The 15,156-nt window shown below is 58.9% G+C and carries 15 protein-coding genes; 11 read left to right on the top strand and 4 right to left on the bottom strand.

Annotated elements, in window-relative coordinates; all coding sequences use genetic code 11:
• Positions 1-242 precede the first annotated feature (242 nt).
• The 9 genes from rsmI to V6582_RS08785 all read left to right on the top strand — a co-directional run bounded on the left by rsmI (position 243) and on the right by V6582_RS08785 (position 9,494).
• Positions 243-1,163 carry a 16S rRNA (cytidine(1402)-2'-O)-methyltransferase gene (rsmI, locus tag V6582_RS08825; protein WP_156633740.1) on the top strand — a complete coding sequence of 307 codons (921 nt, stop codon included), beginning with the start codon at positions 243-245 and terminating at the stop codon, positions 1,161-1,163.
• Complete coding sequence (locus V6582_RS08820) at positions 1,160-1,546, top strand: YraN family protein (RefSeq protein ID WP_337739365.1); 387 nt, start codon at positions 1,160-1,162, stop codon at positions 1,544-1,546. The genes rsmI and V6582_RS08820 overlap by 4 nt, the downstream gene beginning before the upstream one ends.
• Before the next feature lie 173 nt (positions 1,547-1,719).
• The gene (locus tag V6582_RS08815) at positions 1,720-3,018 is read left to right on the top strand and encodes an extracellular solute-binding protein (RefSeq protein ID WP_156633738.1); all 1,299 of its coding nucleotides are present in this window, start codon (positions 1,720-1,722) and stop codon (positions 3,016-3,018) included.
• A gap of 76 nt (positions 3,019-3,094) precedes the next feature.
• Positions 3,095-3,976 (top strand): ABC transporter permease subunit, encoded by an 882-nt coding sequence (locus tag V6582_RS08810; RefSeq protein ID WP_156633736.1) that lies wholly within the window; start codon positions 3,095-3,097, stop codon positions 3,974-3,976.
• Between the two features lie 10 nt (positions 3,977-3,986).
• The gene (ugpE, locus tag V6582_RS08805) at positions 3,987-4,829 is read left to right on the top strand and encodes a sn-glycerol-3-phosphate ABC transporter permease UgpE (RefSeq protein ID WP_156633734.1); all 843 of its coding nucleotides are present in this window, start codon (positions 3,987-3,989) and stop codon (positions 4,827-4,829) included.
• 11 nt (positions 4,830-4,840) lie between these two features.
• Positions 4,841-5,947 carry a sn-glycerol-3-phosphate import ATP-binding protein UgpC gene (locus V6582_RS08800; RefSeq protein WP_156633732.1) on the top strand — a complete coding sequence of 369 codons (1,107 nt, stop codon included), beginning with the start codon at positions 4,841-4,843 and terminating at the stop codon, positions 5,945-5,947.
• A gap of 167 nt (positions 5,948-6,114) precedes the next feature.
• Positions 6,115-6,606 carry a cupin domain-containing protein gene (locus V6582_RS08795; protein WP_156633730.1) on the top strand — a complete coding sequence of 164 codons (492 nt, stop codon included), beginning with the start codon at positions 6,115-6,117 and terminating at the stop codon, positions 6,604-6,606.
• Between the two features lie 85 nt (positions 6,607-6,691).
• The gene (gene gshB, locus V6582_RS08790) at positions 6,692-7,639 is read left to right on the top strand and encodes a glutathione synthase (RefSeq protein ID WP_156633728.1); all 948 of its coding nucleotides are present in this window, start codon (positions 6,692-6,694) and stop codon (positions 7,637-7,639) included.
• 322 nt (positions 7,640-7,961) lie between these two features.
• Positions 7,962-9,494, top strand: coding sequence for a YifB family Mg chelatase-like AAA ATPase (locus V6582_RS08785; protein WP_070164041.1), 1,533 nt, complete (start codon positions 7,962-7,964; stop codon positions 9,492-9,494).
• 85 nt (positions 9,495-9,579) lie between these two features.
• On the opposite strand, the gene cysK is transcribed toward V6582_RS08785, so the two are convergent.
• Positions 9,580-10,548: a cysteine synthase A gene (gene cysK / locus V6582_RS08780; RefSeq protein ID WP_156633727.1), complete on the bottom strand. Its 969-nt coding sequence runs from the start codon at positions 10,546-10,548 to the stop codon at positions 9,580-9,582.
• A 135-nt stretch (positions 10,549-10,683) separates the two neighbouring features.
• Positions 10,684-11,301: a LysE family translocator gene (locus V6582_RS08775; RefSeq protein ID WP_060719667.1), complete on the bottom strand. Its 618-nt coding sequence runs from the start codon at positions 11,299-11,301 to the stop codon at positions 10,684-10,686.
• Between the two features lie 130 nt (positions 11,302-11,431).
• On the opposite strand from V6582_RS08775, the gene V6582_RS08770 reads away from it, so the two are divergent.
• Positions 11,432-12,064: a LysE family translocator gene (locus tag V6582_RS08770; protein ID WP_156633725.1), complete on the top strand. Its 633-nt coding sequence runs from the start codon at positions 11,432-11,434 to the stop codon at positions 12,062-12,064.
• 2 nt (positions 12,065-12,066) lie between these two features.
• On the opposite strand, the gene V6582_RS08765 is transcribed toward V6582_RS08770, so the two are convergent.
• Together V6582_RS08765 and dut are read right to left on the bottom strand one after the other, a co-directional pair.
• Positions 12,067-12,957 (bottom strand): GNAT family N-acetyltransferase, encoded by an 891-nt coding sequence (locus V6582_RS08765; RefSeq protein ID WP_156633722.1) that lies wholly within the window; start codon positions 12,955-12,957, stop codon positions 12,067-12,069.
• A gap of 8 nt (positions 12,958-12,965) precedes the next feature.
• On the bottom strand, positions 12,966-13,430 hold the full coding sequence (dut, locus tag V6582_RS08760; protein WP_156633720.1) for a dUTP diphosphatase: 465 nt from the start codon (positions 13,428-13,430) through the stop codon (positions 12,966-12,968).
• A gap of 101 nt (positions 13,431-13,531) precedes the next feature.
• Between dut and V6582_RS08755 the strand changes: the two genes are divergently transcribed.
• Positions 13,532-15,115, top strand: a complete 1,584-nt coding sequence (locus tag V6582_RS08755; RefSeq protein WP_156633719.1) for a peptide chain release factor 3 — start codon at positions 13,532-13,534, stop codon at positions 15,113-15,115.
• Positions 15,116-15,156: the final 41 nt, after the last annotated feature.

Raw genomic sequence — 15,156 nt, 5'->3', positions numbered from 1 at the left:
CCGGGCGATTGTGCCCGGCTTTATTCGGACGGGCAAAATGGCAGCAAAGACGATCAAAATGCAAGGGCCTGCCGTCTTTTGGCACGTCTTGGCCGAGGCTTTCCACCACAGATCACGCTCCTTGGCGTGTGGGGGCGCTTGCAGGGGCGGCTTGCCTCGCCCATAACAAGGGCAGGCTATGCATGTCATGCGCCTGTGTGGACTGGTTCGGCCAAGGGCTGTCCGAATGAAGAGAGAATGGGATGAGTGCCGTGGCAGAGACTGTGAATACGCCGGATGACGGGCAGAAAAGTTTCCGGCTGCATGATCGCCCGGTCACCGCCCGGCCAATCGAGCCGGCGCTCTATCTGGTGGCAACCCCGATCGGCAATCTCTCCGACATCACGCTGCGGGCTCTGGAAGTGCTGGCCGGGGCCGATGTTCTGGCCTGCGAGGATACCCGCGTCACCCGTGTGCTTCTGGACCGCTATGGCATCACCACCCGTCCCTATGCCTATCACGAATATAACGCCGAAGAGGTCGGACCGAAGCTGATCGAGGCGCTGGCGGCAGGTAAATCCGTGGCGCTGGTTTCCGATGCGGGGACGCCGCTGGTGTCCGATCCGGGATATCGGCTGGCGAAGCTTGCCATCGAGGCGGGTCTGCGGGTCGTGCCTTTGCCGGGGCCATCAGCGCCGCTTGCCGCCCTGGTCGGCTCCGGCCTGCCCAATGATGCTTTCCTGTTTGCGGGCTTCCTGCCCACCAAGGACAAGGCCCGCCGCGACCGGCTGGCGCAATGGGCGGCAACACCGGCCACGCTGATTTTCTTTGAATCGCCGCATCGGATCGGTGCGACCCTTGCCGCCGCTCGCGAGGTATTGGGCGCGGACCGCAGCGCCTGCGTCTGCCGCGAACTGACCAAGACATTTGAGGAATTTCGACGCGGCACTCTGGCTGAATTGTCCGACTGGTATGATGACGAGCGCCAGGTCAAGGGCGAGATCGTGCTGGTGGTCGGGCCGCCGCTTCCCTCCGGCCCGCCGGATGCCGCCGATGTCGACCGGTTGCTGGTACAGCTCGCGCAAACCCTGCCAACGGCGGGGGCGGCAACCGAAGCCGCTCGCCAGACCGGCCTGCCGCGCAAGGATCTCTATCAACGCCTGCTGGAGTTGAAGGCCGGGTGAGGGTTCAGGAAAAAAGGCCGAAAGACACATCCGGCGCAGCGCGCAAGCGGGCCGAGCGGCGTGGGCGCTGGTCGGAATATCTGGCGGCTGCCTATCTGCTGTCGAAGGGTTACCGGATCGTCGCCTTGCGCTACAAAACCCGCTCAGGTGAAATCGACCTTATCGTTCGGCGCGGCGATCTGGTCGTGCTGGTCGAGGTCAAGGCGCGTGCCACGCAGCAATCCGCAGTCGATGCGGTGAGTTTTGAGAGCCAGCGCCGCATTCGCGCTGCCGGAGATCTCTGGCTGTGCCGCCAGCCGGATGCCAGCCGACTGTCAATCCGCTGCGACATTGTCGCGGTCTTGCCCTGGCGCTGGCCCCGGCACTTTTCTGGTGCTTTTTGATAATCCACCACCCCAGAGTATACCGAGTATTTATAGTAAGCATTTACATGGGATATTTTGTGAGGAATTCATTTTCACTGCCAATATGACTGTGCTGTCACAAAATATTCAATTCTCTGTCATCTTGGCTCACTAAGGGCATGCTCACCCCAGATTGGCGGAGAGGATCTACCATGTTCAAAAAGCTTTCGATGGCGGCGCTGGCCGTAACCGTATCGACCACATCATCATTTGCCGCAACCAACATCAGCTGGTGGCACGGCATGGGTGGCCGCAACGGCGAAGTCATCAATGAGCTGTCGCAGAAGTTCAACGCAAGCCAGGGCGAATGCGTTCTGACGCCGGTGTCGAAGGGCTCCTACGAAGAAGCGCTGGCGGCTGGCATCGCGGCATTCCGTTCGCACGATCAGCCCAACATTCTTCAGGTGTTCGACGCCGGTTCTGCCACGATCATCAATGCCAAGGGTGCCACCATTCCGGCAGAAGATCTGCTGTTGAAGGCCGGTTACAAGTTTGACCGCAGCGCTTTCATCGAAGGTGTTCGCTACTTCTACGCCGACAAGACCGGCAAGTTTGTCGGCATGCCGTTTAACTCCTCGGCGCCTATTCTCTATATCAACACCGAAGCCCTGAAAAAGGCTGGTGTTGAAGCACCGAAGACCTGGGAAGAGTTTGAAGCCATTGCGCCAAAGCTGAAGGCTGCCGGTTATATCCCGCTGGTTCAGTCGCAGCTGACATGGGAATTCACCGAGAATTTCTTCTCGCGCAACAACATCCAGTTTGCTTCGAACAACAATGGTTATGATGGTCTTGCTGGGACCACCATCAATGTGACCGATCCAAACCATGTGATGATGTATGACAAGCTGAAGGCCTGGAAGGACGAAGGTTACTTCGCCTATTACGGCGCAGGCTGGAACGATAACCAGAAGCCTTTCGAAGACGGCAAGGTTGCACTTTGGGTTGGCTCTTCCGGCTCGTTCGGCGGTTTGCAGAAGACCGCTTCCATGCCGTTTTCGGCAACCTTCCTGCCCTACTGGGGCTCCATCAAGGGTGCGGGCGTGCATAGCTTCATCGGCGGCGCTGCCTTGTATGCCATGTCCGGCAAGACGGAAGCAGAAAACAAGTGCACCGCTGCTTTCTTCAACTTTCTGACCTCGCCTGACATCCAGAAATTCTATCACCAGGCCACCGGCTATGTCGCCATCACGACGGCGGCTTACGAGCTGACCAAGAAGGAAGGCTATTACGAGAAGAACCCGGTCGCCGAAGTTGGCATTCAGCAGCTTTCGCTTCCGGGCGCTGAGTGGGACAAGGGCTACCGCCTCGGCTTCTACCCGCAGATCCGCTCGGTGATGGAGCGCGAATACAACAAGATCTTCTCAGGCGAAGTCACGCCAAAGGCGGCGATGGAAACCATCAAGAAGGAAGCGGACGAAATCCTGGCGCGCTTCGCCAAGACCGCAGGCTAATACCTTAAAACTCCGGACATGATGTCTCCCGGAGGCGATCCATCGCCTCCGGGGTTTGCTTTGAAAGGTTGCCGCGATGAAGCGCGTTCAGTTCAACTCGCGATTTCTGCCTTATTTCTTCCTGTTGCCGCAGTTTTGCACTGTGGCGATCTTCTTCTATTGGCCGGCGATGCAGGCCATCCAGTCGTCCTTTTACATCGAAGATCCCTTCGGCTTTGGCGCGACCTTTGTAGGGTTGGCCAATTATACCGATATGCTGAGCTCCCCGGAATATCGAAAAATCGCGCTGTTTACGCTGTGCTTCAGTGTCGTGGTGACGTTTCTGGTGCTGTCGATCGGAACCGTGCTCGCCGTGAAGGCTGATGCTGTCATTCGTGGACAATCGGCCTACAAGACCCTGCTGATCGTCGTCTATGCCATAGCGCCGCCGGTGGCCGGGTTGATCGGCATGATGTTCTTCGACCAGCATATCGGTCCGTTCGTGAAATTCGTGGCGTTGTTTGGCTGGGATATGAAGGTCGGTCTGAATTATTTCGACACCGCCTTTGCCATGGTGGCCATCGCCGTGTGGAACCAGATTCCCTACAATTTCATCTTCATTCTCTCCGGCCTTCAGGGCATTCCGGCCTCGGTGCGCGAAGCCGCCACATTGGATTGCCGCTCCGGCACGCGCCGGTTCTGGACCGTGATCATGCCGCTTTTGACACCGACGGCCTTCTTCCTGCTGGTCGTCAACATGACCTATTCGCTGTTCGATACGTTTGCGGTGATCGACGTGATCGTCAAGGACAAGGCGGCGGATAACCCGATTACGCTGGTTTACAAGGTCTATCTTGACGGTTTCCGGGGCAATGACATCGGCTCTTCTTCCGCACAGTCGGTGATCCTGATGGTCGTCGTGCTGGTTTTGACAATGATCCAGTTCCGCTTCATCGAGCGGCGCGTCCATTACGGTTGAGGAGAAGACCATGTATAAAACCAAACTCTTCGACCACGTCATTCTGCTGCTGGGCGTGATCGTGATGATCGGCCCGCTGGTGGTGGCTTTTGCCACCTCTTCCCATACGGCCGCCGAAATCCACCAGAAGGGCTTGATGCTCTCCATGGGCGGGCATCTGGGCGAGACCTATCACAAGGTGCTGTTTGCCCAGACGGGCTTTAACGGCAAGGTCACGGGTCTCAGCATGCTGCTCAACTCGCTGATCCTCGGCCTTGGCTTTGCCATTGGCAAGATCGTGCTGTCGATGATGGCTGCTTATGCGATTGTCTATTTCCGCTTCCGCTTTGCCACGCTGGCCTTCTGGATCATCTTCACCACGCTGCTGCTGCCGCTCGAAGTGCGCATCATCCCATCCTATAAGGTGGCGAGTGATCTGGGCCTTCTGAACTCCTATACCGGCTTGATTTTGCCGCTGCTGGCGTCTGCTACGGGCACTTTCTTTTTCCGGCAATTCTTTAAATCCGTGCCGGAAGAATTGCTGGAAGCGGCCCGCATCGACGGTGCCGGTCCGTTCAAGTTCCTGATCGATGTTTTGATTCCACTGTCGCGCACCATGATTGCGGCGGTGTTCATCATCATGTTCGTCTACGGCTGGAATCAGTATCTCTGGCCGATGCTGATGACCACCGATGAGAGCTTCTACACGCTGATGCGCGGTATCAAGCAGATCCTTCAGGTCTGGGTGGGCGCACAAATTCCCGATTATAACGAAGCCTTTGCCATGGCCGTGCTCGCTATGCTGCCCCCGATTATTATCGTGGTGGTGTTCCAGAGCTGGTTCATCAAGGGCCTCACCGAAACCGACAAGTAAAGGACAGTCCCATGGCTTCCATCGATATCAATCAGGTCTCGAAAATCTATGACGGCGGTGTGCGTGCGGTCAACAGCGTCGACATCCAGATCAATGACGGCGAATTCATCGTGCTGGTCGGCCCCTCCGGCTGTGGCAAATCGACATTGCTGCGCATGGTGGCTGGGCTGGAAAGCATATCCGAGGGCGTGGTGCGCATTGGTGACCGGGTGGTCAACACGGTTGAACCGGCGGACCGCGACATCGCCATGGTTTTCCAGAATTACGCGCTCTACCCGCATATGACCGTACGGCAGAACCTGGCCTATGGCCTGAAGAACCGTAAGACGCCGAAGGCGGAAATCGAGGCCCGGGTGGCCGAGGCCGCGCGGATGCTGGAACTGCAACCCTATCTGGATCGCAAGCCCAAGGCACTGTCCGGCGGCCAGCGCCAGCGCGTTGCCATGGGCCGCGCCATCGTGCGCAAACCGGCCGTTTTCCTGTTTGACGAGCCGCTGTCCAATCTCGATGCCAAGCTGCGCGTCTCCATGCGCGTCGAGATCCGCAAGCTGCAACGCCGGCTTGGGACGACATCGATCTATGTGACGCATGACCAGCTGGAAGCCATGACGCTGGCCGACCGGCTGGTGGTGCTGAATGGTGGCCGGATCGAGCAGATCGGCACGCCGCTCGAAGTCTATCACGCGCCCGCCTCGACCTTTGTCGCCAGCTTCATCGGCTCTCCCGCCATGAACCTGGTCACCGGTCGCCTGGATGGCAATCGTCTGTCACTCTGGCCGGTCAGCTTCTCCTTCGAGGGCGAGACCGATTATCGCGGCGAAGTGACGATCGGCCTTCGGGCCGAGGATCTGACGATTGCAGTTCCCGGTCAGCCTTATCTGCCGTTCCGGGTCGATTATGTGGAAGAACTGGGGGCCGTCCGCCTCGTGCACGGTTTTGTCGGCGATCAGGCGATTTGCGCCTCGCTACCGGTTTCGACCGTCCTGTCGAACGAGATGCGGCTGGGGGTCGATCCGCAAAAATTCCATTTCTTCGACAGGGAAGGCCGCCGCCTTGCTCTGCCCTTTGCCACCGCACAGATGACCTTCGGGGCTCAGGCTGAGACGGTAGAGGCCTGAAAAGCCGGTCGGCTCACGCCATTGTCAGCGAGAGCCGATTGTCACTTTCCCCTTTGCCGGTTTCCCCTTTGCCGGTTGTCTTGGGCAAACGCTAAAATGCATGTGACTGGATTAACCCGAATTTGATAGAAGTCTCATAAAATTACGGGACTTCACGGGGGACGTCGATGCCAGTCAAGCTTTTGTTCGCAGCCATGGCCGGGGCAGCCATGGCTTTGCCGCGTTTTAGAGCGGCAGACACGCCACCGCTGGTCGCGGCCAATGCCAGGAATTTGAGCCTGCAACCGGCGCCAATCAACCCGGACTGGATACTCGAGGGCGATCCGCAGGCTCGCCTGGCCAATCACTCGCAAAGTCCTGATGAAGCAAGCTCGACAGCTGTGTGGGATTGCACAGCCGGAAGTTTCCGCTGGTATTTCGGCTGGGATGAGACCGTGGTCATCCAGGAGGGCGAAGTGCATGTGACCGCGCAGGATGGCACCGAGCGTTTGCTGAAGACCGGCGATATCGCCTATTTCAAGGGTGGGACCTGGGCCACCTGGCGCATCGAGACCTATGTGCGCAAGATCGCCTTTCTGCGTAAGCCTTTTCCAGAGCCAATCGCGACGCTTTACCGGCTTCGAAATGCTCTGCGGAGCGGATCACGCGGCCCGATTTGACAGGGTGAAAATTTGGCCTCTGCCGGACGTTGCGTTCGTGGTCGCCGCGTCCTAAATCTTCCTCCAATGCAACGTGAGAAAGATTATGGCCCAGATCCGCAATGTCGCCGTCCAGATGGACCATGTATCCTCCATCAATATATCAGGGGATTCCACCTTCGCCATGAGCCTGGAGGCCCAGGCCCGCGGCTATAAGTTGTTCCACTATACGCCCGACCGGCTGACGATGCGCGATGGCCGCGTCTATGCGACGGTGGAGCCGATGGAGCTGCGCGATGTGAAGGGTGATCACTTCACCCTCGGCAGTCCGGAGCGCGTCGATCTGTCGACGATGGATGTGGTGCTGCTGCGCCAGGACCCGCCTTTCGACATGGCCTATATCACCGCTACCCATATGCTGGAGCGCATTCACCCGAAGACGCTTGTTGTCAACGATCCGGCCTGGGTGCGCAATTCGCCGGAAAAGATCTTCGTCACCGAATATGCTGACCTGATGCCGCCGACGTTGATCACCCGCGACCCCGCGGAAATTGCCGCTTTCCGGGCCGAACAGGGCGATATCATCCTGAAGCCGCTCTACGGCAATGGCGGGGCAGGGGTGTTTCACTCCACCCGCGACGACCGCAATTTCTCCTCGCTGATGGAAATGTTCGGCCAGATGTTCCGCGAACCCTTCATCGCCCAGGGCTATCTGCCTGCCGTGCGCAAGGGCGACAAGCGGATCATTCTGGTGGACGGTGAACCCGTCGGCGCGATTAACCGGGTGCCTGCCGAGCATGATGCGCGCTCCAACATGCATGCCGGAGGCAAGCCGGAACCGACGGAACTGACGACGCGCGAACGCGAAATCTGCGCCCGGATCGGGCCTGCCCTGCGCGAACGCGGCTTCCTGCTGGTCGGCATCGATGTGATCGGCGATTACATGACCGAGATCAACGTCACCTCGCCAACCGGTATCCGCGAGGTCAAGAATTTCGGCGGCGCCGATATCGCCAGCCTGCTCTGGGACGCCATCGAGAAAAAGCGGTCCTGATCCTTTTTGCGCCCCGCCACGTTGGGTTTGATAAAACTTTGGCGTTGCGGGGTACTGGAAGCGTTCCCTTTTGTTCTGAAAGCACAACCGAATACAACCATTTTGCCCTCGAAACGGGTCTTTGTTCATTTATTGTTCTTGTCGTCACTTCTTTTTCATGCAAAACTATGGTTGCAGGAAATTGTAGCTTGCTCGCTGCGGAGCTTCGCTCGATGACTTGATTTAAAAAATTGATTTTAAACGATTTTTCTCTTTTTCGCTTGGCGAAATTCGTGAAATTGCGTAGGGGCGGATGGACCGCTGCCGGCAAGGGGGCTGGGATATGGTTGCACGGGTGGGCACGGTTGCGTTTCAGGGCATTGATGGCGTGCCTGTCGATGTGCAGGTCATGGTCGCGCCCGGCAAGATTGGGGTGCAGATCGTCGGCCTGCCGGACAAGGCGGTAGCTGAAAGCCGGGAACGAGTTCAGGCGGCCCTGCATGCTTCCGGACTGGCGCTGCCGCCCAAGCGGGTCACCATCAATCTGGCGCCTGCGGATCTGCCCAAGGAAGGGTCGCATTTCGATCTGGCCATCGCCCTTGGCCTGATGGCGGCGCTCGGCGCCATTCCCGCCGATGTGCTGGGCGATTATCTTGTGGTTGGTGAGTTGAACCTGGATGGCACGATTGCTGCCGTTGCCGGTGCTCTTCCGGCAGCCATGGCTGCCAATGCGCTTGGTAAAGGGCTGATCTGCCCGGCGGATAGCGGCCCAGAAGCTGCCTGGGCGGGGTCGGACATGGATATTTTGGCTCCCCGCAGCCTGATTGCACTTGCCAACCATTTTCGTGGCACGCAGGTTCTGACGCGCCCGAATCCGGCTAGCCGGGCGCTGCCGGGTAATTTGCCTGACCTCGCCGATATTCGCGGCCAGGAAAGTGCCAAGCGGGCGTTGGAGGTGGCTGCTGCCGGAGGTCACAACCTGCTGATGGTCGGCCCGCCGGGATCGGGGAAATCCATGCTGGCGGCCCGCCTGCCGTCCATCCTGCCGGTCCTGTCGGCGCCGGAGCTTCTGGATGTGTCGATGATCCATTCCATCGCCGGGCAATTGGCGGGCGGAAAATTGTCGGACCGCCGACCGTTTCGCACGCCGCATCATTCCGCCACCATGGCGGCGCTGGTCGGTGGCGGGCTGCGCGCCCGGCCGGGCGAGGCTTCGCTTGCCCATAACGGTGTGTTGTTTCTCGACGAGTTTCCGGAATTTTCACCGCAGGTGCTGGATGCCTTGCGCCAACCGCTGGAAAGCGGCGAATGTGTTATCGCCCGCGCCAATCACCGCGTCACCTATCCTGCCAGCTTCCAGTTGATTGCTGCGATGAACCCTTGCCGTTGTGGCATGGCGGGTGAGCCGGGGCATACCTGCGCACGCGGCATTCGCTGCCTGACCGAATATCAGGGCCGGATTTCCGGTCCGCTGCTGGACCGGATCGATATTCGCATCGATGTGCCCGCCGTTTCGGCCATGGACCTTATCAAGCCGATGGCCGCGGAAAAAAGCGCCGATGTCGCCCGTCGCGTCGCTGTCGCCCGACAGCGGCAAACGGAACGGTTTATCGAGGCGGGCGTGCCTGAGATCCGCATGAATGCACGCTGTTCGACAGCTCTGATCGAAAAGCTGGCCGCACCGGATGCTGCCGGTTTGCAATTATTGCGGGATGCGGCGGAGAAGTTCAAGTTTTCAGCCCGCGCCTATCATCGGGTGTTGAAAGTGGCGAGAACATTGGCCGATCTGGATGGCTCGGAGGCCCTTGGCCGGATTCATCTGGCCGAGGCAATTTCCTATCGCATTCCCTCGGAACGCCTGACGGCTGCGGCATAACAAAAAAGGGCTACACCTGCTGTTGTAGCCCTCATCTTCATTGTTCGCCAATCGCCAGTCCCATGGATCAGCGCATTGAATGTGATTATTCGCCAAGGCCTGCAAACAGTGCCGTTGACAGATACCGTTCTGCAAAGGACGGAATGATCACCACGATGGTCTTGCCAGCGTTTTCGGGCCGTTGGCCGACCTTGATGGCAGCGGTGAGGGCGGCACCCGATGAAATGCCGACCGGCACGCCTTCCAGCCGGGCGACCAGCCGGGCCAGTTCGAACGCCTCGTCATTGGTAACGGTGACGACCTCGTCGTAGATCCCGGTATCGAGGATCTTCGGTGCAAAACCGGCGCCGATGCCCTGGATCTTGTGGGGGCCGGGATTGCCGCCCGACAGAACCGGGCTGTCGGCAGGTTCTACGGCGATCACCTGAACAGAAGGCTTCTTGGCTTTCAGCACCTGGCCGGTGCCGGTAATTGTGCCGCCTGTGCCGATGCCGGAAACGAAGATATCGACCGCGCCATTGGTGTCGTTCCAGATCTCTTCCGCAGTGGTCTTGCGGTGGATTTCCGGATTGGCCGGGTTTTCAAACTGTTGCGGGATGATGGCGTCGGGAATGGTCGCGGCCAGTTCCTCGGCCTTGGCAATCGCGCCCTTCATGCCCTTGGGACCTTCGGTCAGCACCAGTTCGGCGCCAAGCAGCGCCAGCATCTTGCGACGCTCGATGGACATGGTTTCCGGCATGGTCAGGATCAGGCGATAGCCCTTGGCGGCGGCGGCAAAGGCCAGCGCAATGCCGGTATTGCCGGAGGTCGGCTCGACCAGAACGGTCTTGCCCGGTGTGATCGTCCCCTGGGTTTCCAGGCTCTCGATCATCGCCACACCGATACGGTCCTTGACGGAGGCAATCGGGTTGAAGAATTCCAGCTTTGCCAGAAGATGCGCCTTGACGCCCTTTTCCTTCGCCAGCTTGTCCAGCCGCACGATCGGCGTATCGCCGATGGTCTCGGTGATTGAGCCATAGATACGGCCACGGCCGGGCTTCTTTGCTTCAGACATGTGTGGTCCTCCAGAATAACGCGCTTTGCAGGGACAATAGGATCAAATCACCCAAGCGACCAGAACCCTTTGCCCATCGCCATGGTTCCGGGGAGAAAAAACCCGCTGCAAAGCCAGCGGAAACAAATGTTTATTTCACGCTGCCTTTGTGGCGATATAGGCGGCGGTTCCGGCAAGGATGCTGGCGGCGGCCCGGTTGAGCAGTTTCAGCGCCGATGGCTGTTTCAGCAGCAGACGGGCTTTGGCAGCCAGAAGAATATAGGGAATGAGCACGGCCATCAGCACCACGAATGTCGTGCCGACCAATAGCCCGTAATCCGACGGGCCGATGGCCTCGAGCGGAATGAGGGTCGGCACCAGGGCTACGTAGAACAGCATGGTCTTCGGATTGCCGAGTGTCACGAACAGGCCGGACAGGAAGGACGCCATCACGCCCGCACTTTTGCGCGCCTCGATATTTTGCGGCAAAAGCCCTGCCGTCCAGAGCTTCCAGGCGATATAGGCCAGATAGAGCGTGCCTGCGAATTTGATGATCAGAAACGGTGTCACGAACGTCTGGGCAATATAGGCAAGACCCAGAATGACGGCGGTCAGATAGCAGAGATCACCCAGGATCAGGCCCAGTCCCATGAAAAAGGTCGGGCGAAAACCGGAGCCAAGCGCCCGCGCCACGATCGCCGTCATGCCCGGGCCGGGAATGGCGGCGGCAATGAACAGGGCTCCGGCATAGGCAAGCAGGCTGGCAAGGGTCATGACATCTCTCCATCGATACAGGCAGTGCTAATCCGCCCGGCTGCAACTTGCAACGGTGACACGATTGAAATTGCCTGACGGGATGCTTTCTGCTCTTTCAGATTTTATAGCCCCTTGCCAAGGACACGCCATGCCCGCCACGCCCTCGCTTCTTGCCTTTGCCCTGATCTGCCTTGGCATGGCGCTGACGCCCGGCCCGAACATGATCTATCTCGTGTCGCGCTCCATCTGTCAGGGCTCGATGGCCGGGCTGATCTCGCTGGGTGGTGTCGCGCTGGGCTTCCTGATCTATATGCTGATGTCGGTACTGGGAATTACTGTGCTGCTAATGGCCGTGCCCTATGCCTATGAGGCGCTGAAACTGGCCGGTGCGGCCTATCTCGCCTATCTTGCCTGGCAGGCGGTCAGGCCCGGCGGTCGTTCGCCGTTTCAGGTGCGCGAACTGCCCAAGGACAGCCCAAGACGGCTGTTTGCCATGGGCCTCGTGACCAATCTTCTCAATCCGAAAGTGGCTGTTCTCTATCTGTCGCTGCTACCGCAATTCATCGATCCGGCCAGCGGTAGCGTGTTTCTACAATCACTATTGCTCGGCCTCACCCAGATCGCCATCGGCACCACGATCAACGGAGTGATCGCGCTCACTGCCGGTTCCATCGCCCTGTTCCTCAGCCGCCGCCCGCTATGGATCATGGTGCAGCGCTGGCTGATGGGCACGGTGCTTGCCGTGCTGGCGGTGAGAATGGCGACGCAGGCGCAGCGCTGAGGTTAAAAATCGGCCATAGGCGACAGCATGAGTGGCCCAGCTGCGGCCTCCAGCCCGAGGCCCGACATCATCAAGGAGCAGGAGCCTTCGTAAGGTACAGGCTTGCATTCCCACGAGAGGCGATCGGGTGGAAAATAGGTTTCCACAGAGTCGGCTTGAATATTGAGATGCGATAAGATGGCACTTAACGGCGGAATGTCCTGAGCGACAATATCCAGAAGCTTCAGACTGCCATCGTCGGCGCATTTCCATGCAATAACAGTCTTCAGAGAAGGCAATAGGCTCAACGTAATCGATGCATCGAAATGAGTATTGAGCAGAAACATCTCTGCTTGGTTGACAACGGCGAAGTGGCTGGAGACTGGTTGGCGACTGGCGAGCATGTCACGCAAAAGGGCGAGGTCCGCCGCTTTGCCGAGATCGAGTTTTCGTGCGTTGCCGTTGATAATCGGCTGAAAGGCCGGAACCGGGCCACCAAATTTACGATGCGTTACAACGCGAAAACCATAAGACTGGTAGAGCGCGGGCTTGTCGGTCAGCAGAATTCCAGTTCGATATCCTGCTTGCTCTGCCCACGCATAGGCCCGCCGCATCAGGTCGCGATAAAGACCACGCCCCCGGAATTCCGGGCGGACTGCGCCGGATTGATAGCCCGCAGCAGTCACCGTCGTCCCATTGATCATAAGGGGCATGGCGAAGACCGAAAAATTGGCAACGCAGCGGCCGGACCGATCAAAATATCCAAACGGCATGCATGTGGGATCGGGGCCGCCAAGTTGTTCCTGCGCACCGATATCGATTCCGAAAATGTCATGCAGCAGATCGACAAGCCCTTGAAAAGCCGAGGGATCGCCGAAATATCCTTGCCGCAGTGTCAGCTCGTCCGGCCCCATTGTATTCTTCAGACCCCCGTCGAGCCAAACCCGCCTGCACCCCGTGCCGTGTCTGATGTGTCGGACACCTCAATTACCTGCACTTGCGTCACTGGCGCAATCACCATCTGGGCGATGCGCATGCCACGGGTGATGGTGAAGTCCTCGGTGCCGAGATTGATCAGCAGCACTTTCACCTCGCCCCGGTAATCGCTGTCGATGGTGCCGGGTGTGTTGAGGCAGGTGATGCCGTTTTTGAAGGCGAGGCCGGAGCGGGGGCGGATCTGGGCTTCGAAACCCTCGGGTATTTCGAGGATAAAGCCTGATGGAACCAGGGCGCGCTGGCCGGGGGCGATGACCATGGGCTCTGCTTCGGAGACGGCGGCGCGCAGATCCATGCCGGCAGCACCCTTGGTCTCATAGGCCGGCAGGTCAATGCCTTCGCCATGGGGAAGGCGCTTCAGCGCCAGACGGGGGCCGATAATGTCTTGCATTGGGGCTTCCTTTGTTTGCGCCTGTCCTTTGTTTGCCGGGGTCAATTGCATATTGAACGCCAAAACGCTAGATAACCGGCCAGTTAAAAGGAATTCCTCACATGGCCGAAACGCTCGCAGAGGCGGTCTCCCGCCGCCGCACCTTCGCTATTATCGCTCACCCGGACGCTGGTAAAACCACGCTGACCGAAAAGCTGCTGCTGTTCGGCGGCGCCATTCAGCTGGCCGGTGAGGTGAAAGCCAAGAAAGACCGTATCCAGACCCGCTCGGACTGGATGAAGATCGAGCGTGAGCGCGGCATTTCCGTCGTCACTTCGGTGATGACCTTTGAGTATGAAGGCAATGTCTTCAATATTCTCGATACGCCCGGCCATGAAGACTTCGCCGACGACACGTATCGCACGCTGACGGCGGTCGATGCCGCCGTCATGGTCATCGATGCCGCCAAGGGTATCGAGCCGCGCACGCTGAAACTGTTCGAAGTCTGCCGGATGCGGGATATTCCGATCATCACCTTCGTCAACAAGATGGACCGTGAAAGCCGGGATATTTTCGAGGTTCTGGATGAAGTAGAAGAAAAGCTGGCACTGGACACCGCCCCGATCACCTGGCCGGTCGGACGTTCGAAAAGCTTCTGCGGCTCCTATAATCTGGTCGATAATACCTTCCGTGGTTCCGACAAGCAGGTCGAGGCTTTGCCGGTCAACAGCCCTAAGAATGTCGCTGAAAACCTGCCGGAAAACGAGCGTCAGACTTTTATCGACGAGCTGGAACTGGCGCAGGAAGCCTGCCGCCCCTTCGACCGCCTGGCCTTTCTGGAAGGCCATATGACCCCGGTGTTTTTCGGCTCGGCACTCAGAAACTTCGGCGTGCGCGACCTGATCAATGCGCTGGGTGATTTCGCCCCGCCGCCACGCGACCAGATGGCTGATATCCGCAAGGTGCATGCGGCGGAAGACAAGATGACGGCCTTCGTCTTCAAGATCCAGGCCAATATGGACCCCAACCACCGCGACCGCATCGCCTTTGCTCGAATCTGCTCCGGCAAGCTGGAGCGCGGCATGAAGGCGCGGCTGGCCCGTACCGGCAAGCTGATGGGCCTGACGGCGCCGCAATTCTTCTTCGCCTCGCAGCGGCAATTGGCCGATACCGCCTTTGCCGGTGACGTGGTGGGCATTCCCAACCACGGCACGCTGCGTATCGGCGATACGCTGACCGAAGGCGAAGCACTGGTGTTTCAGGGTGTGCCGAACTTTTCGCCGGAAATCCTGCGCCGCGTGCGGCTTGAAGATGCGATGAAGGCCAAGAAGCTGAAAGAAGCCTTGCAGCAAATGGCGGAAGAGGGCGTCGTACAGCTGTTTTCGCCGGAAGACGGTTCGCCCGCCATTGTCGGCGTGGTCGGGGCCTTGCAGCTTGATGTGCTGAAGGAACGGCTTTCGGGCGAATATACCCTGCCTGTGTCGTTTGAAATGTCGCGCTTTTCCGTCTGCCGCTGGATTTCCGCCGAGCAGCCCGGCGAACTCGACAAGTTTATGGCGGCCCGGCGCGGCGATATCTGCCGGGATCTGGACGGCGATCCGGTATTCATGGCGCAGGATGCGTTTTCGCTGCGTTATGAGGCGGAGCGATATCCGTCAATCAAGATGGTGGCCATCAAGGAATATCACGTCGCCAAGGCGGCGTGATCGCTGATGGAAACGAGAATGACCGCATCATGATCTCAAAT

It is taken from the genome of Agrobacterium vitis, from assembly GCF_037039395.1.
Lineage (GTDB): Bacteria > Pseudomonadota > Alphaproteobacteria > Rhizobiales > Rhizobiaceae > Allorhizobium > Allorhizobium vitis_E.
Note: the sequence above shows the minus strand (reverse complement) of the source record. Positions and strands in the feature narration are given on the sequence as shown.